The organism is Aurantimonas coralicida DSM 14790, from assembly GCF_000421645.1.
In the GTDB taxonomy this organism is placed as follows: Bacteria; Pseudomonadota; Alphaproteobacteria; order Rhizobiales; family Rhizobiaceae; genus Aurantimonas; species Aurantimonas coralicida.
Genome location: NZ_ATXK01000005.1, coordinates 1 through 23096 on the forward strand (window position 1 = coordinate 1; position 23096 = coordinate 23096).

Genomic DNA, 23096 nt, shown 5'->3' on the forward strand with positions numbered 1-23096 from the left:
CGCCATGGACGGCGCGGCGTTCGACGTCTACGTGCGCACGCAACTGGCGCCATGTCTCGAACCCGGCGATGTCGTCATTCTGGACAACCTGAACGTACACAAGAGCCCAAGAGCCGCGCAGGCCATCGCCGAGCGGGGCGCCTGGCTCTTGTTCCTGCCGAAATACTCCCCCGACCTCAATCCGATAGAAATGGCATTCTCAAAGCTGAAGACGCTGCTTCGAAAGGCGGCCGCCCGAACCTTGGATGATCTCTGGCGCGCTGTCGGCGATATCTGCGCCCTCTTCACACCCGACGAATGCTGGAATTACTTCAAAGCTGCAGGCTGCGTTGCAGATTAATCGCCCGACGCTCTAGAAGGGCCGACAGGACGCAGACCGACGGCGGCGCCCGGTCGCCTCGCCCGTCATTCCCGCCGTGCCCCGCCCGAACGTCTCCCCGCCGCCCATCCATCCCGGACCCGCCATGACCGAACACGCCTTCATCCTCACCCTGTCCTGCAGCGACCAGCCGGGCATCGTCGCCGCGGTGACGACCGAACTGGCCGATGCCGGCGCCAACATCGCGGAAAGCGCCCAGTTCTGGGATCGCCAGACGGGCCGGTTCTTCCTGCGGATCGCCTTCACGGCGCCGGCGAGTGCCAGCCGCGACGCCCTCGAGCGCCAGCTCGCACCGGTGGCCGCGCGGTTCGACATGAAGCTCGCCATCACCGACGAGGCGCGGGTGCCGAAGATCATCCTGATGGTATCGAAATTCGACCACGCGCTGCTGCACCTGCTCTACCAGATCCGGGTCGGCTGGCTGCGAGCCGAAGTGGTCGCCATCGTCTCCAACCACGAGGATTCGCGCCGCACGGCCGACCACGAGGGCGTGCCGTTCCACCATTGGCCGGTGACCCGCGAGACCAAGGCCGAACAGGAGGAACGGGTCCTGAAGCTGGTGCGCGACAGCGATGCCGACCTGGTCGTCCTCGCCCGCTACATGCAGGTTCTTTCGGACAATCTCTCGCGCCGCCTGTCGGGGAAGGTGATCAACATCCATCACTCCTTCCTGCCCAGCTTCAAGGGCGCCAAGCCCTACCACCAGGCCCATGAGCGGGGCGTCAAGCTGATCGGCGCCACTGCGCATTACGTCACCGCCGACCTCGACGAGGGCCCGATCATCGAGCAGGAGACCGAGCGGGTCAGCCATGCCATGTCGCCCGACGATTTCGTCGCCGTCGGCCGGGACGTGGAAAGCCGGGTGCTGGCCCGGGCAGTGAAGATGCATCTGGAACGCCGGGTGATGATCAACGACCACCGCACGGTGGTCTTCCGCTGATCTGAGCGCCCGCCCCGCCTCAGGCGGACTCGACTGCCCTTGCCGACGTCGCGTCGTCCGGCTGGAGCGCGAAGACGTCGGCCGGTGAGAAATGCAGATCGACCCGCGCGCCGCGCGCCGGCGGCGGCGTCGTCGGGCGGTTGAAGGTGTCGGCCAGCACCGTGCCGCCGGCGACATTCAGCTTCAGCCGCACCACCGAGCCGAGGAAATGCGCGTCCTCGACCACGCCGACGAGCCGGTTGATCCGGTCCGGCGACGCCTCCAGCCGCATCGCCTCCGGGCGGAGCGCCAGGGTCACCGGCGTACCCGCAGCGCCGGGAGGCGGTTCGGCGAGGATGATCGGGCAGCCCTCGACCATGACCGATCCGTCCGCCGCGACGATCCCCTCGACCCGGCTCAGCGTGCCGACGAACCCCGCGACGAAGCGGCTTTGCGGCCGGTTGTAGATGGCGAAAGGCGCGTCGCACTGTTCGATCCGGCCTTCGCTCATCACCACGATCCGGTCCGACATGGACAGCGCCTCCTCCTGGTCGTGGGTGACGAAGATCGTGGTGATGCCGAGTTCGCGTTGCAGTGCCCGGATCTCCTCGCGCAGCGACAGGCGGATCTTGGCGTCGAGGGCAGACAGGGGCTCGTCGAGCAGCAGCACCCGTGGGCTTGGCGCGAGCGCGCGGGCCAGCGCCACACGCTGCTGCTGGCCGCCAGAGAGCTGATAGGGGTAGCGGTCGCCAAGATGCGGCAGGCCGATCAGCGTGAGCATTTCCTCGACGCGGGCCGAGATCTGCGGCTTCGACCGACCGGCGACCTTCAGCCCGAAGGCGACATTGTCGGCCACCGACAGGTTGGGAAACAGCGCGTAGGCCTGGAACACCATGCCGATCCGTCGCCGGTTGGGCGCCAACGCGGTGACGTCCTCGCCGTCGATGACGATGCGCCCCGCCGAGGGCGTCTCGAAGCCGGCGATCATGCGCAGCATCGTCGTCTTGCCGCAGCCGGACGGGCCGAGGAAGGAGACGAACTCGCCCTTCGCCACCTCGAGGGAGAAGTCGCGCACGACGGTGCTCGGCCCGAAGCTCTTGGACACGTCGTGAATTTCCAGAAAGCTCATCGCGCGGCACGCCTTGCAAGCTTGAACAGGGGACGCCCGGATCGCCGCCGACCCGGCGCGCGGTTGGCGAAGAGCTGCAGGAGACCCATGCAGGCCCAGGTGATGGCAAAGGCGATCATCGCCAGCGCCGCCGGCTCGTAGGCCCGGTTGGCGCCGATCAGGGCGAGATAGGGGCCGAAGGCCGGGCGGTTGAGAAGGCTCGCCAGCACGAACTCCCCGATGACGATGGCGAAGGTCAGGAAGGCGCCGGACAGGACCGCGGCCCGCACATTGGGCAGGATCACCCGGAACAGGATCGTCGCGCGCTTCGCCCCGAGGCTTTCGGCTGCCTCGGTCAGGGTGCGGATGTCGATCGCCGCCATGCCGGTGTCCACGGCCCGGAACATGTAGGGCAGCGACAGGACCACGTAGCCGAAGACCAGGAGGAGGTTGGTTCCGCTCGCACTGTTGGTGAAGGGCAGCCAGGACGAGGAATTGTAGAGCCGGATATAGCCGAAGACGAGGACGATGGGCGGGATCACCAGCGGCAGCAGGGTGATGAACTCCACCAGCGGCCGCAGCTTCGCGAAGCGCAGGCGAACCCAGTAGGCCGTCGGCACGACGAGCAGCGCGCCGAGCACGATGGTGGCCAGGGCCGCGATGACGGAGAAGCTGAAGGTCGTGCGGAACTGCGGGTCGGCGAAGACCACCCGGTACGCCTCGAAGCTCCAGATGCCGCGCAGCATCGACAGCGAGAACTCGAAGGTCGCGACCAGCGGCAGGACGAAATAGAGGGCGCCGAGGAGGACGATCACGGCCGGTCCGATGCGCGAGGCCGTCATCGCTGCCACCGTTCGGCGCGCGAGCGCAGCCACAGATAGAGAAGGTTGGAGCAGCCGGTGATGACGATCATGCCGAAGGCCAGCGCGTAGCCGAGATTGGGATTGTAGAGAACGTCGCCGCGGATCTGCGCATAGAGCAGGATCGGCACGATGTTCAGCGACGATCCGGTCAGCGCATAGGCGGTGGCGATGGCGCCGAAGGAATTGGCGAAGAGCAGGAGGAAGCAGCCGAGGATCGACGGGGCCAGCACCGGCAGCGCCACCATGCGCCAGTATTGCCAGCGGGTTGCCCCGAGGATCGACGCAGCCTCGCGCCATTCGCCCTTCAGCCCGTCGAGGGCCGGCGTGACGATGAGCACCATCAGCGGAATCTGGAAGTAGAGATAGGTGATCGTCAGCCCCCAGAAGGACAGGAGGTTGAAGCCGAGAGCGTAGATGTTGACGCCCGCCGCCTCCTTCAGGAACAGCGTCACCAGTCCGAGCCTGCCGAGGGTGGCCAGGAAGGCGAACGCCAGCGGAATGCCGGCGAAGTTCGAGGCGACGCCCGAGAAGGTGACCACGGTGGGCCGAATCCAGGCCGGCAGCCGGCCGTGGACGATGGCGTGGGCGAGGAAGAAGCCGATCAGCGCGCCCAGCGCCGCCGAGGCGAGGCTGACCTGGATCGAGATGGCGTAGGCCGCCATGATCTGGGGCGTGAACAGGCCGAGAATGTTGCCGAAGGTGAAGGCGCCGCTGCGATCCTGGAAGGCGCCGGCGACGAGGTAGAGCGTCGGCCCGATCAGGAACAGGATGGCGAAGCCGAAGAAGGGCGCGAGGCCCAGCCAGGCGAAGGAACGCGAAGGCCGGCGCGACGGCGCCGCGCCCGTTCTGCCGTGGGCGGCCCCAGCCGTGGCTGCGTCGATGGCTGCGCCCATGATCCCCCGCTGCTGACAAATCCGGACGGAAGGGGCGGCAAACGGGCCGCCCCTTCCGAACTCGCTGTATTGTTACTGGACGGTCGCGCCGACGACGCTGTCCCACTTGGCGGCGATCTCGGCCTTGGCGGCGTTCTGATCGTCGAGGGTCGGGAACACGGCCTTCTCGTAGGCTTCGGCCGGCGGCAGCTTGTCGAGCAGGTCCTGCGGGATCTTGCCGGCCTTCGACATGGCGTTGAAGCGGATCGGGTGGCAGTAGCCCTTCAGCCAGGTCAGCTGGCCCTCGTCGGAATACAGATACTCCATCCACAGCTTGGCGGCGTTCGGATGCGGCGCGTAGGCGCTGATCGCCTGCACATAGACGCCGGCGACGACGCCGTCGGACGGCACCACGACCTCGATCGGCGGGTTGCCGTTGAGATTGTCGCGCATCGACAGGAGGTTGTAGTCCCAGTTCATCGCGACCGGCGTGGTGCCCTGGGCGATCGGGGCCGCCTCGGCGTCGACGGTCACGAAATTACCGGCTTCGTTGAGTTCCTTGAAGAACTCGAGACCGGCTGTCGCGGCCTCCATGCCGGTCTTGCCGCCCCGGGCGATGCCGGCTGCATAGAGCGACATGATGGCGTTGTTGGCGCTGCGCGGATCACCGGCAAGGGCGACCGAATTGGCGTAGTCGGACTTGAGGAGATCCTCGAAGCTCTGCGGCGCGGTGTCGATGACGTCCTTGTTGATGCCGAAGGCCAGCACGCCGTAATAATCGCCGTACCAGTAACCGTCAGCATCCTTGGCGTCGTCCGGAATCTCGTCCCAGGTCGCGACCTTGTAGGGCATCAGCAGGTCTTCGGCCTTGGCAGACGGGCCGAATGACAGGCCGACATCGATGACGTCGGGCGCCTGCGGGCCGGCGTTGCCCTTGTTGGCCTTGATCGCCTCGATCTCGTCGCCGGACCCGGCATTCGGGTTCAGCTCGTTGATCTCGATGCCGTATTTGGCCTTGAAGCCCTCGATCATCTCGCCGTAATTGCACCAGTCGTGCGGCAGCGCGATCGTGGTGAGCTGGCCTTCCTTCTTGGCGGCCGCCACGAGATCGTCCATCGACATCTCGCCGGACTGGGCGAAGGCGAGGCTGGTGGACAGCGACAGGACCGTCGCCAGTGCCGTCGTGGACATGCGGGAAATCTTCATGGGTCACCCTCTGGGGAGCCGCGGCCATTGACGGCGCGGGCGAAAAACCGGATTGCGCCTCCGTTGCGGGGAAGCGCCAGTCCGGTAGCACCGGCCCATGACAGTTGCGTGTCGCATGCATCGCCAGGGCCACTGGCGCACAGGGCTTGCCGGTGTCATCAAGCGGACAGGCGCAGGCGCTAGAAGCGGCCGCGATCCGCGCCGGTCCCCGCTGTCGCCGCAACCTTCGGGTGCCGTGCGACACCTCCGCAGGGTGGCCGGATCGAAATGCCGCTTATATCCCCCGCGGACCCACCCTCTCCCGCGACCAAGCCGAGCGCGAGCGTCGCCGACCGACATGCCCTTCCGCTGCCCTCCAGTCCCAGGACCCTGACCATGCGCGCCGCGATCTATTTCACGCCCCCCGCCGGCGCGCCGCTGACCCGCACCGCCGCCGAATGGCTGGGCCGCAGCGCCTTCGACGGCGAGCCGACCCGAGACCCCGATCCGGCCGTTGATCCGCTCGTCGCCTCACCGGCGCGCTACGGCTTTCATGCGACCATGCGCGCGCCGTTCCGGCTTGCCGAGGGCGTCGATCTGTCCGAAGTGGATGCCCGGCTGGCGGCCTTCTGCGCCTCGCGCGACCCGGTGCGGATCGCAGAGCTGGTGCTGGCGAGGCTCGGGCCGTTCTTCGCGCTGGTGCCCGAGACCGCGCCGCCGGCTCTCGGCGAACTGGAATCGGCCGTCGTCCGCAGCTTCGAGCCGCTGCGCGCCCCCGCCACGGCCGAGGAGATCGCGCGCCGCAAGCCGCACAAGCTGACCGAACGCCAGCGCGACTATCTGGAGAAATGGGGCTATCCTCACGTCTTCGAGGAATTCCGCTTCCACATGACCCTGACCGGCAAGGTTCCGGCCGCCGAGCGCAAGCCGGTCGAAGCGCGGCTGCGCGACAGATTCGCCCCATTCGATGGCGCCCCGCTTGCCATCGACCATCTGGCTCTCTTCATGGAGCCGGAGCCGGGCGCACCGTTCCGCGTCCATTCGGTCCATCCGTTCCGCCGCCCTTCGGAAGAAGCCTGACATGCCCGACGAGACCATCCTCACCAATGCCCGCATCGTCACGCCGGAGGCGGTGATCGACGGCCATGTGGTCCTGCGCGACGGCGTGATCGCCGGCTTCGACGAAGGCCCCGCCAGCGGCGAGGACATGGGCGGCGACATCCTCATCCCGGGCCTCGTCGAGCTGCACACCGACCATATCGAGGGCCATTTCAATCCGCGGCCGCGGGTGATGTGGAACAAGATGGCCGCCATCCAGGCGCACGACAACCAGATCGCCGGCTCCGGCATCACGACCGTCTTCGACGCGCTCAGGGTCGGCACCGAGGAGAACGGCACGCTGACCGCCGACGACATGGCGGAGATGGGCCGGACCATCGACCGCGCCGTCGCCGAGGGGCGGGTGCGGGCCGACCACTACATCCATCTGCGCTGCGAGGTCTCGGCGGCGGACGTGGTCGAGGGCTTCGACAAGATCGCCGCCAATCCGCGGCTGAAGCTCGTGTCGCTGATGGATCATGCGCCCGGCCAGCGCCAGTTCGCCGACATGGACGCCTATCGCGCCTATTTCCAGAAGAAGCTGAACCTGTCGGATGCCGATTTCGACGCCTTCAGCGCCCGCCGGCTTGCCGAATCCGAGCGCCACGCGCCGCCTGCCCGGCGTGCCATCGCGGGCGTCTGCCGCGAGCGCGGCATCGCTGTCGCCTCCCATGACGACGCCACCGCGGCCCATGTCGCCGAAGCCATCGAACTGGGCACCCGCATCGCCGAGTTCCCGACGACGGTCGAGGCGGCCGCCGCTTCGCGCGAGGCCGGGCTGCACGTCCTGATGGGCGCGCCCAATATCGTGCGCGGCGGATCGCATTCCGGCAATGTCTCGGCGATCGAGCTCCTGCGCCGGGGCACCCTCGACATCCTGTCCTCGGACTATGTTCCCTTCTCCATGTTGCAGGCGGTGTTCGCTTTGGCCGAGAGCGGCGAATGCGACCTGCCGGCGGCGATCCGGCTGGTCACCGCCAATCCGGCCGCCGCCGTCGGCCTCGCGGATCGCGGCGCCATCGTCCAAGGGCTGCGCGGCGATCTGGTGCGGGTTTCCACCAGCGCCGGCGATCCGCCGGTGGTGCGCGCGGTCTGGCGGGAGGGCCGGCGTGTCGCCTGATCCCAGCCGCAGCGCAGGCGGAACGGCCCCGAGCGGCCCCGGCCTGTTCGTCGCCGTGGTCGGCCCGAGCGGCGCCGGCAAGGACACGCTGCTGGCGCTGGCGGCGGAAGATCTGGCGAAGACACCCGGCATCGTCTTTGCCCGGCGGATCGTGACCCGGGACGCCATCGCGGCGATCGAGGATCACGACGTGATGAGCCCCGCCGATTTCGCCGCGGCGGAGGCGTCCGGGGCGTTCTGCCTGTCGTGGCGGGCCCACGGCCTCGCCTATGGTTTGCCGGCGTATCTGACGACCGCGCTGACGGACGGAACCATCGTCGTCGCCAATGTCTCGCGCCGGGTCCTCGCCCAGGCCGCAGAGCGCTTCGCACGGCTCGCCATCGTCGAGATCACCGCGCCGCCGGCCGTGCTGGTCGCCCGCATCGCCGCGCGCGGCCGCGAAACGCCGGAGGAGATCTCCGCCCGCATCGCCCGGCAGGTGCAGCTGACCGTGCCGCCCAGCGCCGAGGCGCATCATCGCATCGTCAATGACGGCAGCCCGCAGGACGGCCGCCGCAAGCTCCTCGAGATCCTGCGCGCCGCAAGCTGACCGTCCTCGCAGGCCGAGGCTCGACAGGGGCGGCCGGCCAAGTCATCTTCGGCCCCGATTTGCGGCGGCGCGCGTCCGCCGCGCTGCGGCTGCCGAGCCGCCAAGAGGACAATCCGGGCCCGACACCATGCGCGACGCCGACATATCCGTCAGCCTCTATTCGAACATCGCCTGCCGGCTCGGCGAGGGGCCGACCTACGATCCGGCGACGGACACTGCCTTCTGGTTCGACATCGAGGGCCGGATGCTGCTCGAAAAGCGCGGCGATGCGGCCGAGGCGACGGCGCATCCGCTGCCGGTGATGGCCAGCGCGCTGGCGGTGATCGACGGCGACAGGCAGATGATCGCCGCCGAGGACGGGCTGTATATCCGGGAGACCGCCACCGGCCACCTGTCCCTGCACACACAGCTCGAAGCCGACAATCCGGTCACCCGCTCCAATGACGGCCGCGTCCATCCCTCCGGCGCGCTGTGGATCGGCACCATGGGCAAGCACGCCGAGCCGCAGGCCGGGGCGATCTACTGGTATCGCGCCGGCGAGCTGAAACGTCTCTATGCCGGGATCGGCATTCCGAACTCGATCTGCTTTTCGCCCGACGGCGCCATCGCCTATTTCGTCGACACGCAGGCAAACCGCCTGATGCGCGTCGCGGTCGATCCGGCCAGCGGCCTGCCGGTCGCCGACCCGGTGCTCTTCCACGATCATTCCGGCGGCGACGGCGGCCTCGACGGTTCGGTCTGCGACGCCGACGGCACGCTCTGGAATGCCCGCTGGGGCGGTGGCAGGCTCGACGCCTATTCGCCGGACGGCGCGCGCGTAAAAAGCATCACGCTCGGGGCGCGGCAGGTCACCTGCCCGTCCTTCGTCGGCCCGAATGCCGACCGGATGATCGTCACCTCGGCCTGGACGGGCCTCGACGAGGCCGGCCGGCGCGCCGATCTCGATGCCGGCAAGACCTTCCTCGTCGATCTGCCGGTGCGCGGCCGGCTCGAACCGAAGCTGGTGCTGTGATGGAAACCGCCTGTTCCGACCGCGAGCCGTGACATGCCGACGCTCCTGAAGAACAACACCTCGCCCTTCGCCCGGATCGCCCATGCCGCGCTGATCGACGCGGCGGTGCCTGATCTGACTGTCCAGATCGCCGACCAGTGGAACGACGATCCGGCGCTGCTGGCCGTCAACAGCGCCGGCCGCGTGCCCTGCCTCGTCCTCGACGACGGCACGGCGATCGCCGAATGCCTGCTGATCGCACGCTACGCCGACGACGTGGGAGAGGCGCCCTCGCCCGGAAACGACGCTCCGCGGGTCCTGTCGATCGCTGGCCTGGCACTGGGCGTCTGCGACGCCGCGGTGCAGACGCTGGTCGGTCGCAAGATCGTCAGCGGCGATTTTGCCGTCACGACCTTCGACGCCAGCCCGATTGGCCGCAAGCGCCGCCGCACGATGGTGGACGGGCTGGCCGAACTCGGCGCCCGGATCGACGCGGCGCCCGGCGAACGGCTCGATCTCGCGACCATCGCCGCGGTCACGGCGCTCGACTATGTGGCGCTGCGGTTTCCCGATGCCGACTGGATTCCCGACACGCCGCGGCTGGAAGCCTTGCGCGCGGCAACGGCCGAACGACCGGTGTTTCGCGACACGCGGCCATTTCTATGACGGACTTACTTCCGCTATAGCTCGTTCGCGGGCCGTGCGCGGCCCTCCCATTCCCCTTCGCCGGCATCGCCGGCCATCGCAGCCAGAACGAGGTCTTTCATGTCATCCAACGCGCTCAGGATCGCGGTCATCGCCGGCGACGGCATCGGCAAGGAAGTCGTGCCGGAAGGCCTTCGGGTCCTCGAAGCGGCTGCCGCGAAATTCGACCTGGCGCTGGAATTCGACGAATTCGACTTCGCCTCCTGCGACTATTTCGCCAAGCATGGCGAGATGATGCCGGGCGACTGGAAGGCGCAGATCGGCGGCCATGACGCGATCTATTTCGGTGCCGTCGGCTGGCCCGAGACCGTGCCCGACCACATCTCGCTCTGGGGCTCGCTGCTGAAATTCCGCCGCGAGTTCGACCAGTACGTCAATCTGCGCCCGGTCAAGCTGATGCCCGGCGTCAAGAGCCCGCTGGCCGGCCGCGAGCCGGGCGACATCGACTTCTTCGTGGTGCGCGAGAACACCGAGGGCGAGTACTCCTCGGTCGGCGGCCGGATGTTCGAGGGCACCGACCGCGAATTCGTGCTGCAGGAGACGGTGATGACGCGGACCGGCGTCGACCGCATCCTGCGCTACGCCTTCGATCTCGCCCAGACCCGCGAGAAGAAGCACCTGACCTCGGCGACCAAGTCCAACGGCATCTCGATCAGCATGCCCTATTGGGACGAGCGGGTGGAGGAGATGGCGAAATCCTATCCCGACATCGCCTGGGACAAGTACCATATCGACATCCTGACCGCCCATTTCGTGCTGAATCCGGACCGGTTCGATGTCGTCGTCGCCTCGAACCTGTTCGGTGACATTCTCTCCGATCTCGGCCCGGCCTGCACCGGCACCATCGGCATCGCGCCGTCGGGCAATATCAATCCCGAGCGCGACTTCCCCTCGCTGTTCGAGCCGGTCCATGGCTCGGCGCCGGACATTGCCGGCAAGGGCGTCGCCAATCCGGTCGGCCAGATCTGGGCCGGCGCGATGATGCTCGACCATCTCGGCCATAAGGACGCCGGTGCGGCGATCGTTCGGGCGATCGAGACCGTGCTGGCCGAAGACAAGCTGCGCACCGGCGATCTCGGCGGCCCGCTCGGCACGGTCGATTGTGGCAAGGCCATCGCCGACGCGCTCGGCTGAGACCACGCATGAAAACGGCCGGCCCCGAAGGGCCGGCCGCATGGCGTTCGTCAGGAGATGGCAGGATCAGCCGCGGTCGGGGCGCTGCTCGCCGCCGCCGTGGTGACGCTCGTGACGGCGCTCGCCGCCATCGCGCTTGTCGCCGCCGTGATGCCGGCCATGCATCTCGCCATGGTCACGGCCACCGCCGCGCTCCATCCGGCCGTGATGACCGCCGCGCTCGCCGCCGCGACCACCGCGCATTTCCATGCGGGCATCGCGCATCATCGAGCGCACGATCTTGCGGGCCGTGGTGACCTGCTCCGGCGTCAGCGTCGTCTGCAGATCGGCCAGCGCGCTCTTCAGCGTCTCGGCCTTGTCGCCGCGCGCGATGGCGTGGTCGGCCATGCGGTCGAGCATCCGGAAGGCGCGGTCGCCCCGTGCAGCTGCGTCGTCACCGGCCTCGGGCGCATCGGCCTCGGCCATGGTGTCCGCGTCGTCCGTCTCGTCCGCATCGATCGTGGTCTGATCGTCGGCGGCCTCGTCATCGGCGCCATCGGCCGGGCCGGCGTCGTCATTCGGCATCATCCGCATGCCGCCGCGGTCATTGCCCCGGCCCATGCGCGGCGGCTGCGAGGCGTCGGCGAAGTCAACCAGCGCCGCGGTGAAGGCGCGCCAGCTTTCCATCTGGTCGGGCCGCACGCCGATGCCGGTCTCGATCGCGGCGAGCGCGCCGGCCACCTTGGCCGGGGTGAACATGCGGTGCATGGCGTGATGTCCGCCACGGCCCCCACGGCCGGCCCGATGATGCTTGCCGCCGCGCTCGCGCCGGTGCTCGGCGACCTGCTTGTTGTCGCCGCGCTGGCCGGCATTTTCGGAGGAGGTGGTGGTCGCAGCCGGTGCGGCCGGTGCCGGCGTCGCCTGGGCGAAGGCCGAGGTGGCGGCGGCGCTGGCGAGGAGCGCGGCGCCGGCGAGGCCGATGAGGCGGTGCGAACGGCGGGTGTTCGTCTGGCTGTGATTGGAGGTCATGGAGATTTCCTTCCCTTGGTGACTACCGAAACCGAAGCTAGTGCGCCGATGTTGCGAGGATGCGGCAGAATGTTGCGAAGCGTGTCGCCGACACGGAAACTTGTTACGCAATGTTGCGGGACGCGGTTCCTGCAACGCGCCGTTACAAGAATGGTCTCGCGTCCCGCGCGCAGCCCGGTCACAGAAGGGCGAGAGCCATCATTCGAGAGCCCCGCATGAGCCAGCCCCACATCCTCGTCGTCGACGACGACCCCGAGATCGGACGCCTGCTCGGGAAGTATCTGGAGAGCCAGGGCTTCCGTTGCACCATCGCGGCCAGCCGGCGGGCCTGCGAACAGAAGATCGCCGACGCCCGCATCGATCTCGTCGTGCTCGACGTGATGCTGCCCGACGGCTCGGGTCTCGACATCTGCCGCGACCTGAAGGACCGGCGGCCGGAGATCGCCATCATCCTGTTGACCGCGCTGAAGGAAGACGTCGACCGGATCATCGGGCTGGAGATCGGCGCCGACGACTATCTGGGCAAGCCGTTCAATCCCCGCGAACTGGCCGCGCGCATCCGCGCCGTGCTGCGGCGCGGCGGCGGCGGGGACGCCGCTCCGGGCGAGGCGGCACCGACGCGCTTCACCTTCGAAGGCTTCACCGTCGATCCCGAGCGGCGCCTCGCCACCGATCCGGACGGGGCCGAAGTGGTGCTGACCGGGGCCGAGTTCGATCTCCTGATGATCTTTCTGGAGCGACCGGGCCGTGTTCTGTCCCGCGACATCCTGATGGATCTCCTGCATGGGCGCACCGCCGACCCCTTCGACCGCTCGGTCGACGTGACGATGAGCCGGCTGCGGCGCAAGTTCAACGATGGCGGCGTGTTCCGGCTGTTCAAGACGGTGCGCAATGGCGGCTACCAGTTCGCCGCCCGGGTGGAGCGGAGCGAAGCCGCCACGGGCACCGGGGATGGCCAGCCATGAGATCGCTGCGCTCGCGCCTGGCGCTGCTCCTGATCCTCGCCATTGTCGGGGTCGTGGCGGTCGCCTCACTGGTCTCCATCGTCGTCCTGGAACGGCCGGACCGCGACAGTTTTCGCGAGGTCTTCGCCGAAGAGGTACGTATCGTCGCCGCGCTGCTGGTCGAGGACCCGGCGGCCGCCGACAGGCTCGGCATCGAGGTCGGTCCGGAGCCGGTGCGCGAAGACGACATGCGGGTGCGTGACGCTCGCGGCATCGCCAGCGCCGTCGCGGCCAAGGGCTTGTCGATCCCGGTACGGGTCGTCGGCGACCCGGCCGCGCGCACCCGGCAACTGGCGCTGGAATTTGCGCCGGGCCGCTGGGCCTATCTGCCCTATACCGGGTTTCCGCCCCGCAACTGGCCGATCTTCGTCTTCTACATGACGCTGGTCGTCGTCGGCGCCGCCGCGGTCTCGATCTTCGTCGCCACCAAGATGACCCGCCCCTTGCGCATCCTCGACCAGGCGGTCTCCACCGTCGGCCGCGACGGCCTGCCCGCCCATATTCCCGAGGACGGGCCTGCCGAGGTGCGGGCCACCGCCGCCGCGCTCAACCGGCTGACCACGCGGGTGCGCGAGGCGGTAGAAAGCCGCATGCGCCTCGTCGCGGCCGCCGGCCACGATCTGCGCACCCCGATGACGCGGATGCGGCTGCGCGCCGAGTTCCTGCCCGACGAGGACCGGGAGGTCTGGCTCAAGGATCTGGCCGAGCTCGACCGCATCGCCGACAGCGCCATCCGGCTGGTGCGCGAGGAGGTGGATGCAGGTTCGCTCGAAGAAGTGCGGCTCGACCGGCTGCTGACCGAGATCATCGCCGAGCTGCGCGAGATCGGAAGGCCGGTGGAGCCGCCCCGCCTCGATGGGCCGCCCCTGTCGATCCGGGCCCGGCCGCTGGCGGTCAAGCGGGCGCTGCGCAACCTCGTCGACAACGCCGCCGTGCATGGCGGCGGCGCCCGGGTTGCGCTGACCCGCGACGGGCAGGACGCCGTGGTCAGCCTCGCCGACGACGGGCCGGGCATTCCCGAAGAGCTGCTCGGACGCGCCTTCGAGCCGTTCTTCCGGGTCGATCTCGGCCGCCGCCAGTTCAAGCCCGGCGCCGGTCTCGGCATGGCCATCGCCAAGGAGATCATCGACCAGACCGGCGGCTCGATCGTGGTCGCCAACCGCGCCGGCGGCGGGCTCGACCAGACCATCCGGCTGCCGCTGGCGGGCTGACGCCTACGGCTTTGCGGGGCTCGCCTGGGTCCTGGAAGACGTCACGTCGGCAGGACCGGCCGCCTTGCCGCGCTGCGGCCTCGAGGCCAGCATCTCGTCCAGCGTGACCGGCCGGAAATCCCAGGCGTCGACGCCGACATCGAACTGGCGGGTCATCTTCTTCAGCCGCCCGTGGGAATGGCCATGCAGGTCGATGGCGCCCTTGCCCATGCCGTTCCAGGTCCGGAAGGCGTAGTGGCACAAGACGACGCGGCGGTCGTCGACGGTGAGTTCGCGATAGGCCTGGACGGTTTCCCAGCCGGGCGCGGCAATCGTGTCGGCATCGTCGTTGTTGCCGGTGACGAACTGCTTGCGGCCGTTGAGGCGGGACAGGAGCGCGGCCTTGGCGGCGGCATCGCCGCGCGCGAAATCGCCGAGATGCCAGACGATGTCGTCCGGTCCCACGACGGCATTCCAGCGATCGATCAGCGCGGCATCATGGTCGGCAAGATCGGCAAAGGGGCGCCGGTCGATCCGCAGGACGCGTGGATCGTTGAAATGCGTGTCGGCCGTGAAGAACATCGATCGGTCTCGTTGCCGTGCCGGGCCTCAGGAAGGTCCGGCACGGTCGTGTCTGCCACCCGCGGCGGGCATCCGGGCGATCGCTTCGGCCAGGCCGGTGCAGCGATCGAGCCCGTCTGCGGGCAGGTCGATCAGAGGGCGTTTCGGCGCCTGCCGGAAACCGTCTCGCGACGGGCCCGACGGGGAGCGGACGAAACGGTCCTGCTGGCCGAATTATGCGGGCTGAATGTTGACCGCCTTGGGGCCCTTGCCGCGCGGATCGGGTTCCGTGTCGAAGGAAACCTTCTGATTCTCCGTGAGGGAAGTCATGCCGGAGCGCTCGACGGACGAGATGTGCACGAACACATCGCTTCCGCCCGCATCCGGACTAATGAAGCCGAAGCCCTTGTCCATGTTGAAGAACTTCACCGTACCAGTCTGAGCCATTTTACTACCTGTTTTTCCAGTCGGCGCCGGACGTACCGCCCGCGCGCCGGCACAGAATGGTGGGCAATGACGCGCGATGCAAGCGGGGGCTGTCCCGGAATGACGATATTCCGCTGCGGCAGTGCACAGTGCATGCACCATCGGGACGGCGATCGGTGCGCGAAAACTGCCGGCGCGGGCGGTCCGGACAGCACCGTCAGGCGCCGTTTCGGTTGAGCCGCGGCCCTGCCTGTGCAATAGGGGGCGCGGCTGGGCGGAAATGCCGCCACTCGCGCGCGTGCTCGTTGCCGCCGCCACTGCCGATACCCAAGGATTACCAGATGCCGTTTCGCACGACGAGCACGCCACTCGCTCACGCGCTCGCAGAGCGCGGTTATGTCGACCCGACCCCCGTCCAGGACGCCGTCCTGGAGCCGCAGGCGGCCGACCGCGACCTCCTCGTCTCCGCCCAGACCGGTTCGGGCAAGACCATTGCCTACGGGCTCGCCCTCGCCCCCACCCTGCTCGGCGAGGCCGAGCGCTTCGGCCCGGCCGGCGCGCCGATGGCGCTGATCGTCGCGCCGACGCGCGAACTCGCCATGCAGGTGACGACCGAACTCGCCTGGCTCTACGCCCAGACCGGCGCCGAAATGGTGACCTGCGTCGGCGGCATGGATCCGCGCGCCGAAAAGCGCAAGCTGGCCCAGGGCGCCCACATCGTCGTCGGCACGCCCGGCCGCCTACGCGATCATCTCGAACGCGGCGCCCTGCAGATCGGCGGCCTGAAGGCGCTGGTGCTCGACGAAGCCGACGAGATGCTCAATCTCGGCTTCCGCGAGGATCTGGAGTTCCTGCTGGAGGCCACCCCGCGCGAGCGGCGCACGCTGCTGTTCTCGGCGACGCTGCCGAAGCTGATCTCGTCCATGGCCAAGCGCTACCAGCGCGATGCCCTGCGCATCGAGGCGACGCGCAGCAGCGCCGCCCATGCCGACATCGAATACAAGGCGATCCGCATCGCGCCGAACGAGCTGGAACACGCCGTCGTCAACGTCCTGCGCTTCAATGATGCGCCAAGCGCGATCGTATTCTGCAACACCCGCGAGGCGGTGCGGCATCTGTCGTCCGGCCTTCTGGAGCGCGGCTTCTCGGCGGTGACGCTGTCGGGCGAACTCGGCCAGGCCGAGCGCAACCAGGCCATGCAGGCGCTGCGCGACGGCCGTGCACGGGTGTGTGTGGCCACCGACGTCGCCGCCCGCGGCATCGACCTGCCGGGCCTCGCGCTGGTCATTCACGCCGATCTGCCGAGCGACGCCGAGACGCTGCAGCACCGCAGCGGCCGCACCGGCCGCGCCGGGCGCAAGGGCATCTCGGTGCTGCTGGTGCCGATCTCGCGCCGTCGCAAGGCCGAGCGGCTTCTGGCCGAAGCGCGGATCCGGGCCGAATGGGGCGGTACGCCCTCGGCCGACGCCATCCGCAAGCTCGACGAGGACCGGCTCCTGACCGATCCGGTACTGGCGCAGGAGCCCGGCGAGGACGATCTCGCCGCCGCCCGCAGCCTCCTGGAGAAGCATTCGCCGGAAACCATCGCCGCGGCACTGGCAAGGCTCTATCGCTCGCGCCTGCCGGCGCCCGAGGACGTCTTCGATCCCGGCTTCGGCCCCGACCCGAAGGCCGGCAAGGATTTCGCCGGCAAGGAACGCACGCCGCGCAAGGAGCGCGATCAGGCCAGCGGCCCGATGGTGTGGTTCCACATGGATGTCGGCCGGCGCAACAATGCCGATCCGAAGTGGATCCTGCCGCTGCTGTGCCGCCGCGGCAAGATCACCCGGCAGGAGATCGGCATGATCAAGATCTTCGATCGCGAGACGAAGTTCGAGATCTCCGAGAGCGTCGCCAAGCGCTTTGCCGACGCCGCCGAAGTCAGCGACGGCGACGACATCACCATCTCCCCGACGGGCGCACCGGGCGGGGGCGATGCCGACCGCAAGGGCGGCTTCAGCAAGAAGCCGTTCAACCGCAAGGGCGGCACCGGTCCCGGCAGCGCCAAGCCGCGCCGCCCGCGGCCCAAGCCGAAGGGCTGATCCAGCTAATGACGACCGGGCGCCCGGCGCCCGGTTCGTCAATCCTCGATAACCTCCCGAGCCAGGCGTTGCGCCTTTCGGCTCAATAGGCCTCTTCGAGCAGTTTCAGGAAATCGGCCGCGACGGCCGGCCGCGGATTGGTGGCCGTCGAATGGTCGCGCTCGGCGCCCTCGGCGACGAGGCCGAAACAGTCGCGCGGCACGTTCATTTCCGACAGGGTCGTCGGCATGGCGAGATCGCGGTTCAGCGCGGTGATCGCCGCGGCCAGATCGGCGCCCGCCTCCAGCCCCATCGCAGCGGCCAGCGCCCGGTACTTTTCCTCGGCCGACGGCGCGTTGTAGCGCAGCACCGCCGGCAGCAGGATGGCGTTGATCGTGCCGTGATGCAGGCGCACGCTCTTCAGTCCGCCGAGCGGATGCGACAGCGAGTGGACCGCGCCGAGCCCCTTCTGGAAGGTCATGCCGCCCTGCAGCGCCGCCATCATCATCTCGCTGCGCGCGGTGATGTCGTCGCCGGCCTCCGTCGCCCGGCGGATCCAGCGCATGGCGCGGGCCAGCCCGTCCAGCGCGATCGCCTCGGCCGGCGGATTGTAGCGCGGCGACAGATAGGTCTCGATGCAGTGGGTGACGGCGTCCATGCCGGTCGCCGCGGTCAGTCCCGAGGGCAGGCCGACGGTCAGCTCCGGATCGCAGATCGCCACGCTCGGGATCATGTGCGGCGAGATGAAGCCGAGCTTGCGGCCGTCGTCGAGCGTGACGAGCGCGGCGCGCCCGACCTCGCTGCCGGTGCCGGCGGTCGTCGGAATGGCGATCAGCGGCGGCTTGTTCGCGGTGATCTTCGGAATGCCACCGAGGATCGCGGCGTATTGTTCCAGCGGTCCGGCATGGGTGGCCAGCAGCGACACCGCCTTGGCCAGGTCGATGGGCGAGCCGCCGCCGATCGCCACGAGGCTGTCGCAGCCATGCTCGCGATAGAGCGCCAGAGCCGCGTTGACCGCCGCTTCGGTCGGGTTCTCGGGGGTGCCGTCGAAGACCACCGTGTCGGCAGGCAGGCCGCCGGCCGACAGCACGCGCTCCACCAGCCCCGCCGCGACGATCCCCTTGTCGGCGACGACCATCGGCGTGCGAACGCCCAGTTCGCGCAATTCCGCGCCGAGCAGGCTGGCGGCCCCGACCTCGAACTGGATCTTCGTCAGATAGGTGATCAAGGCCATGCGAATCTCCCCAATGGCATTTTGGCGCGCGGGCCCCTTGCCCCTCCGGCGGACGCGCACGGGGACATGTCCTAATCCTTGCGAACGATTTTGGGAATGCCGCCGCGGCTTGCGCGGCCAACGCTACGCGGTTCGCGCGTAGCAGCCTGAAACCGGCTGATGGCAGCCAGCAGGCGCACGACGTGCGTCAGAACGCGGTCGTTACAGCCGCCAGACCGAGTTTTTCCACTGTCATCGAACCTTCATGCTTGTGTCACCGATCGGTTTTGAAGCACTCCTAGAGAAGCGGCTTGCAACGAGCTCGGCAACAGGGCCCGAGAGTCGCATCAAGGGTGAGGAAACATGATGAACCGCAAAATTCTGGGCGCCGCCGTCGCGCTGGGCGCGCTGGTCGCTGGCGCAGGTCAGGCCGTCGCTGTGACCGAGCTGCAGTGGTGGCACGCGATGTCGGGCGCCAACAACGAAGTCGTCGACACGCTCGCCAAGGAATTCAACGAGAGCCAGGACGCCTACAAGATCACCCCGGTCTTCAAGGGCACCTACCCCGAGACGCTGAACGCCGGCATCGCTGCCTTCCGCGCCAAGCAGCCGCCGGCGATCATTCAGGTGTTCGACGTGGGCACCGGCGTGATGATGGGCGCCGAGGGTGCGGTCATGCCGGTCGCCGACGTCCTGGAAGCCGGCGGCTATAATTTCGACAAGTCGAACTACCTGCCCGGCATCGTCGCCTATTACTCCAAGCCGGACGGCACGATGCTGTCCTTCCCGTACAATTCCTCGTCACCTATCCTGTACTACAACAAGGACATCTTCGAGAAGGCCGGCCTCGACGTCGACAGCCCGCCGGAGACCTGGCAGGACGTGTTCGCGGCCGCCCGCACCATCAAGGAATCGGGCGCGGCCGAGTGCGGCTACACCTCGACCTGGCTGACCTGGATCCACCTCGAGAACTTCGCGGCGTGGAACAACGTGGCCTATGGCACCAACGAGAACGGCCTGGCCGGCACCGATGTCGAGCTGAAGCTCAACGAGCCGCTCTATGTCCAGCATTTCCAGGACATCGCCGATCTCGCCAAGGACGGCGTCTTCCGCTACGGCGGCCGCACCTCGGAAGCCAAGCAGCTCTTCCTGTCGGGCGAGTGCGGGATCCTGACGGAATCCTCCGGCGGTCTCGGCGACATCGTCAAGTCGGGCATGAACTACGGCATCGGCCAGCTTCCCTATGACGCCAATGCCGAGGGCGCGCCGCAGAACACCATTCCGGGCGGCGCCAGCCTCTGGGTCTTCGGCGGCAAGTCCGACGAGGAGTACAAGGGCATCGCGGAGTTCTTCAACTTCCTGTCCCAGACCGAGATCCAGTCGCGCCTGCACCAGGTGTCGGGTTACCTGCCGGTGACCATGGACGCCTACGAGGCGACCAAGGATTCGGGCTTCTACGAGAAGAACCCGGGCCGCGAGACCCCGATCCTGCAGATGATGGGCAAGGAGCCGACCGAGAACTCCAAGGGCGTGCGCCTGCCCAACCTGCCGCAGCTGCGCGACATTGAGAACGAGCAGTTCGAGCTGATGCTGTCGGGCCAGCAGGACGCCCAGGCCGCGCTCGACAAGATCGTCGAACTCGGCAACGAGGCGATCGCCGAAGCGCAGTAAGCGCCATCGTCACCGACGCCGGGCGGTTCGACCGCCCGGCGTTGTTCTGCCTGTCGCCCTTTTCCCGTCGCCACGCGCCATGCGCGGCGGCCCAGTCCCAGAGACGCCGTGTCGAAAGCCGTCTTTCCCAACAAGTGGCTGCCCTATCTGCTGCTCGCGCCGCAGGTGGCGATCACGCTGGTGTTCTTCTACTGGCCGGCCAGCCAGGCGCTCTATCAATCGGTGCTGCGCCAGGACCCGTTCGGGCTGAAGACGACATTCGTCGGCCTCGCCAATTTCCGCTCGGTGCTGAGCGACCCCGGCTATCTCAACGCGGTGAAGGTCACGGCGATCTTCTCCTTCTCCACCGCGATCCTCGCCATGGCGCTGGCGCTGCTGCTGGCGTCGGCGGCCGAGAAGGTGGTGCGCGGCAAGGGCTTCTACCGCACCCTGCTGATCTGGCCCTATGCGGTGGCGCCCGCGGTCGCCGGCATGCTGTGGCTGTTCATGTTCAACCCCGCCATGGGCACCTTCGCCTACATGCTGCGCCGGTCCGGCTACAACTGGGACCCGCTCTTGAACGGTGACCAGGCGATGCTGCTGGTGGTGGTGGCGGCCGCCTGGAAGCAGATCAGCTACAATTTCCTGTTCTTCGTCGCGGCGCTGCAGTCGATCCCGAAATCCCTGACCGAGGCTGCCGCCATCGACGGCGCCGGCTCGACCAAGCGGTTCTGGACCATCGTCTTCCCGCTGATCGCGCCGACGACCTTCTTCCTGCTCGTCGTCAATACGGTCTACGCCTTCTTCGACACTTTCGGCATCATCGACGCGGTCACCGCCGGCGGTCCGGCGCGGGCCACCGAGACGCTGGTCTACAAGGTCTATATCGACGGCTTCGTGAATCTCGACCTCGGCAGTTCGGCGGCCCAGTCGGTGATCCTGATGGCGATCGTCATCGCCCTGACGGCGGTACAGTTCCGCTACGTGGAACGGCGGGTGCACTATGGCTGATCCCCGGAACCACCGCCCATGATCGAGCGCAGCCCCATCGGCCGGCCGGTCGCCCACGTGCTTCTCGTGCTGGGCCTGGCGATCGTCGCCTTCCCGATCTACTACACCTTCGTCGCCTCGACGCAGACGCTGCAGACCATCCTGCGGCCACCGCTGCCGCTGGTGCCGGGCGACCAGTTCCTCGACAATTACGGCGAGGCGCTGTTCGGCGGCGTCGACCGGATCGGCGGCGTCAGCGTCTGGACCCTGCTGTTCAACACCTCGGTGATGGCGCTGGGCATCGCGGTGGGCAAGATCGTCATCTCGATCCTGTCGGCCTTCGCGATCGTGTTCTTCCGCTTCCCGCTGCGCATGACCTTCTTCTGGCTGATCTTCATTACGCTGATGCTGCCGGTCGAGGTGCGCATCCTGCCGACCTACAAGGTGATGGTCGATCTTGGCATGATCGACACCTATGCCGGGCTGATCCTGCCGCTGATCGCCTCGGCCACCGCGACGCTCCTGTTCCGGCAGTTCTTCATGACCATTCCGTCCGAACTGGTGGAGGCGGCGCGGGTTGACGCGGCCGGGCCGATGCGCTTCTTCCGCGACATCCTGCTGCCGCTCTCCAAGACCAACATCGCGGCCCTGTTCGTGATCCTCTTCATCTATGGCTGGACGCAGTATCTGTGGCCGCTGCTCGTCACCAACGACAACCAGATGAACACGATCGTCATCGCCCTGAAGAAGATGGTGTCCTTCGCCGACGCCGATACGCCGTGGCATCTGGTCATGGTGACGGCGATCCTGGCGATCGCGCCCCCCGTCCTGGTCGTCGTCCTGATGCAGCGCTGGTTCGTGCGCGGCCTCGTCGAAGCGGAGAAGTAAACTTGGCAGGCATCGAACTGAGGGACGTGCGCAAGGTCTATGCCGGCAATGTGGAGGCCGTGAAGGGCGTCTCGCTGGATATTCCCGATGGCGAATTCGTCGTCCTCGTCGGCCCGTCCGGCTGCGGAAAGTCGACGCTCTTGCGCATGGTGGCCGGGCTGGAGGCGATCTCCTCCGGCACGATCACCATCGGTGATCGGGTGGTCAACGACCTGGAGCCGGCCCAGCGCGACATCGCCATGGTGTTCCAGAACTACGCGCTCTATCCGCATATGAGCGTGCGCCAGAACCTCGAATACGGCCTGAAGAACCGCAAGATGGCGAAGGACGAGATCGCCCGGCGCGTCGAGGAGGCCTCGAAGGTGCTGGAGATCGCCCCGCTCCTGTCGCGCAAGCCCGGCCAGCTCTCCGGCGGCCAGCGCCAGCGCGTGGCCATGGGCCGCGCCATCGTGCGCGAGCCGGCGGCCTTCCTGTTCGACGAGCCGCTGTCCAATCTCGACGCCAAGCTGCGGGTCCAGATGCGCGCCGAGATCCGGCGGCTGCAGCGCCAGTTCGCCACCACCAGCCTCTACGTGACCCACGACCAGCTCGAGGCGATGACGCTGGCCGACCGGCTGGTCGTGCTGAACGCCGGCCGCATCGAGCAGGCCGGCTCGCCGATGGAGATCTACGAGCGTCCGGCAAGCCTGTTCGTCGCCACCTTCATCGGCTCGCCGGCGATGAACCTCGTGCCGCTCGGCGGCGGGGCCGCGGGCGTTTCCGGCATCAGCGGCCTCGACGACGCCGGCGCGGCGACGGCGTCCGGCGTGACCCTCGGCATCCGCCCCGAGCACATGCGGCTTCTCGCCGATGCGCCGGCCGCTCCGGGCGAATTCGTCTGCGACCTCACCGTCAGCGGCGTCGAGGTGGTCGGCGCCGAGAGCTACGTCTATGGCGCGCTGCCGGACAAGGGTCCGGAGATCGCCGTGCGGGTGGCCGGCTACAGCCATCTGGAGCCGGGCACGAAGGTCCGCGCCGCCGCGCCGGTCTCGGCCCTGCACCGCTTCGACACGTCGAGCGGCCTGCGCATCGACTGAGGCGCGCCGTCAGCGAGCCGCCAACCGCGAGGCTCATACCCGCGCTGCCGACATGGCTGGCCCTGCG

23 protein-coding genes are annotated in these 23096 nt (G+C 68.2%); 15 read left to right on the plus strand and 8 right to left on the minus strand.

Annotation, left to right across the window (positions count from 1 at the left end; genetic code table 11):
• Together H536_RS0111985 and purU are read left to right on the plus strand one after the other, a co-directional pair.
• The coding region (locus H536_RS0111985; protein ID WP_024350695.1) for a transposase at positions 1-340 on the plus strand (340 nt) is incomplete at its 5' end.
• 124 nt (positions 341-464) lie between these two features.
• On the plus strand, positions 465-1319 hold the full coding sequence (gene purU / locus H536_RS0111990; protein WP_024350696.1) for a formyltetrahydrofolate deformylase: 855 nt from the start codon (positions 465-467) through the stop codon (positions 1317-1319).
• Positions 1320-1338: 19 nt separating this feature from the next.
• Here purU and H536_RS0111995 read toward each other — a convergent pair whose 3' ends face one another.
• The 4 genes from H536_RS0111995 to H536_RS0112010 form a co-directional block, all read right to left on the minus strand.
• Positions 1339-2427, minus strand: coding sequence for an ABC transporter ATP-binding protein (locus tag H536_RS0111995; RefSeq protein ID WP_024350697.1), 1089 nt, complete (start codon positions 2425-2427; stop codon positions 1339-1341).
• Entirely contained in the window at positions 2424-3248 is an 825-nt protein-coding gene (locus H536_RS0112000) for an ABC transporter permease (protein ID WP_024350698.1), read from the minus strand. Before H536_RS0112000 ends, H536_RS0111995 begins: the two co-directional genes overlap by 4 nt.
• The gene (locus H536_RS0112005; protein WP_024350699.1) at positions 3245-4162 is read right to left on the minus strand and encodes an ABC transporter permease; all 918 of its coding nucleotides are present in this window, start codon (positions 4160-4162) and stop codon (positions 3245-3247) included. Before H536_RS0112005 ends, H536_RS0112000 begins: the two co-directional genes overlap by 4 nt.
• A gap of 72 nt (positions 4163-4234) precedes the next feature.
• Positions 4235-5332: an ABC transporter substrate-binding protein gene (locus H536_RS0112010; protein ID WP_029703153.1), complete on the minus strand. Its 1098-nt coding sequence runs from the start codon at positions 5330-5332 to the stop codon at positions 4235-4237.
• Between the two features lie 390 nt (positions 5333-5722).
• On the opposite strand from H536_RS0112010, the gene H536_RS0112015 reads away from it, so the two are divergent.
• The 6 genes from H536_RS0112015 to H536_RS0112040 all read left to right on the plus strand — a co-directional run bounded on the left by H536_RS0112015 (position 5723) and on the right by H536_RS0112040 (position 10963).
• Complete coding sequence (locus H536_RS0112015; RefSeq protein ID WP_024350701.1) at positions 5723-6406, plus strand: DUF1045 domain-containing protein; 684 nt, start codon at positions 5723-5725, stop codon at positions 6404-6406.
• 1 nt (position 6407) lies between these two features.
• The gene (locus tag H536_RS0112020) at positions 6408-7544 is read left to right on the plus strand and encodes an alpha-D-ribose 1-methylphosphonate 5-triphosphate diphosphatase (protein ID WP_024350702.1); all 1137 of its coding nucleotides are present in this window, start codon (positions 6408-6410) and stop codon (positions 7542-7544) included.
• A complete protein-coding gene (gene phnN / locus H536_RS0112025; RefSeq protein WP_024350703.1) occupies positions 7534-8133 on the plus strand; it encodes a phosphonate metabolism protein/1,5-bisphosphokinase (PRPP-forming) PhnN in 600 nt (199 codons plus the stop codon). The genes H536_RS0112020 and phnN overlap by 11 nt, the downstream gene beginning before the upstream one ends.
• A gap of 127 nt (positions 8134-8260) precedes the next feature.
• Positions 8261-9145 (plus strand): SMP-30/gluconolactonase/LRE family protein, encoded by an 885-nt coding sequence (locus H536_RS0112030; RefSeq protein WP_024350704.1) that lies wholly within the window; start codon positions 8261-8263, stop codon positions 9143-9145.
• Between the two features lie 33 nt (positions 9146-9178).
• Entirely contained in the window at positions 9179-9790 is a 612-nt protein-coding gene (locus tag H536_RS0112035; RefSeq protein ID WP_024350705.1) for a glutathione S-transferase family protein, read from the plus strand.
• A gap of 99 nt (positions 9791-9889) precedes the next feature.
• Positions 9890-10963, plus strand: coding sequence for a tartrate dehydrogenase (locus H536_RS0112040; RefSeq protein ID WP_009211212.1), 1074 nt, complete (start codon positions 9890-9892; stop codon positions 10961-10963).
• Positions 10964-11029: 66 nt separating this feature from the next.
• Here H536_RS0112040 and H536_RS0112045 read toward each other — a convergent pair whose 3' ends face one another.
• On the minus strand, positions 11030-11971 hold the full coding sequence (locus tag H536_RS0112045) for a hypothetical protein (RefSeq protein ID WP_024350706.1): 942 nt from the start codon (positions 11969-11971) through the stop codon (positions 11030-11032).
• A 215-nt stretch (positions 11972-12186) separates the two neighbouring features.
• On the opposite strand from H536_RS0112045, the gene H536_RS0112050 reads away from it, so the two are divergent.
• Positions 12187-12936, plus strand: a complete 750-nt coding sequence (locus H536_RS0112050; RefSeq protein ID WP_024350707.1) for a response regulator transcription factor — start codon at positions 12187-12189, stop codon at positions 12934-12936.
• On the plus strand, positions 12933-14186 hold the full coding sequence (locus H536_RS0112055; RefSeq protein WP_024350708.1) for an ATP-binding protein: 1254 nt from the start codon (positions 12933-12935) through the stop codon (positions 14184-14186). The genes H536_RS0112050 and H536_RS0112055 overlap by 4 nt, the downstream gene beginning before the upstream one ends.
• Before the next feature lie 3 nt (positions 14187-14189).
• Here the strand turns inward: H536_RS0112055 and H536_RS0112060 are convergent, their stop codons facing one another.
• Entirely contained in the window at positions 14190-14747 is a 558-nt protein-coding gene (locus tag H536_RS0112060) for a metallophosphoesterase family protein (protein ID WP_024350709.1), read from the minus strand.
• Between the two features lie 213 nt (positions 14748-14960).
• Positions 14961-15173, minus strand: a complete 213-nt coding sequence (locus H536_RS0112065; RefSeq protein ID WP_009211216.1) for a cold-shock protein — start codon at positions 15171-15173, stop codon at positions 14961-14963.
• Between the two features lie 320 nt (positions 15174-15493).
• Between H536_RS0112065 and H536_RS0112070 the strand changes: the two genes are divergently transcribed.
• Entirely contained in the window at positions 15494-17233 is a 1740-nt protein-coding gene (locus H536_RS0112070; RefSeq protein ID WP_024350710.1) for a DEAD/DEAH box helicase, read from the plus strand.
• Positions 17234-17315: 82 nt separating this feature from the next.
• Here the strand turns inward: H536_RS0112070 and H536_RS0112075 are convergent, their stop codons facing one another.
• Positions 17316-18446 carry an iron-containing alcohol dehydrogenase gene (locus H536_RS0112075; protein ID WP_024350711.1) on the minus strand — a complete coding sequence of 377 codons (1131 nt, stop codon included), beginning with the start codon at positions 18444-18446 and terminating at the stop codon, positions 17316-17318.
• A gap of 342 nt (positions 18447-18788) precedes the next feature.
• On the opposite strand from H536_RS0112075, the gene ugpB reads away from it, so the two are divergent.
• The 4 genes from ugpB to H536_RS0112095 all read left to right on the plus strand — a co-directional run bounded on the left by ugpB (position 18789) and on the right by H536_RS0112095 (position 23029).
• A complete protein-coding gene (gene ugpB, locus H536_RS0112080) occupies positions 18789-20096 on the plus strand; it encodes a sn-glycerol-3-phosphate ABC transporter substrate-binding protein UgpB (RefSeq protein ID WP_024350712.1) in 1308 nt (435 codons plus the stop codon).
• A 108-nt stretch (positions 20097-20204) separates the two neighbouring features.
• The gene (gene ugpA, locus H536_RS0112085) at positions 20205-21086 is read left to right on the plus strand and encodes a sn-glycerol-3-phosphate ABC transporter permease UgpA (protein ID WP_009211220.1); all 882 of its coding nucleotides are present in this window, start codon (positions 20205-20207) and stop codon (positions 21084-21086) included.
• 18 nt (positions 21087-21104) lie between these two features.
• Positions 21105-21953: a sn-glycerol-3-phosphate ABC transporter permease UgpE gene (gene ugpE, locus H536_RS0112090; protein WP_009211221.1), complete on the plus strand. Its 849-nt coding sequence runs from the start codon at positions 21105-21107 to the stop codon at positions 21951-21953.
• 2 nt (positions 21954-21955) lie between these two features.
• A complete protein-coding gene (locus tag H536_RS0112095) occupies positions 21956-23029 on the plus strand; it encodes a sn-glycerol-3-phosphate import ATP-binding protein UgpC (protein WP_024350713.1) in 1074 nt (357 codons plus the stop codon).
• Positions 23030-23096 lie beyond the last annotated feature (67 nt).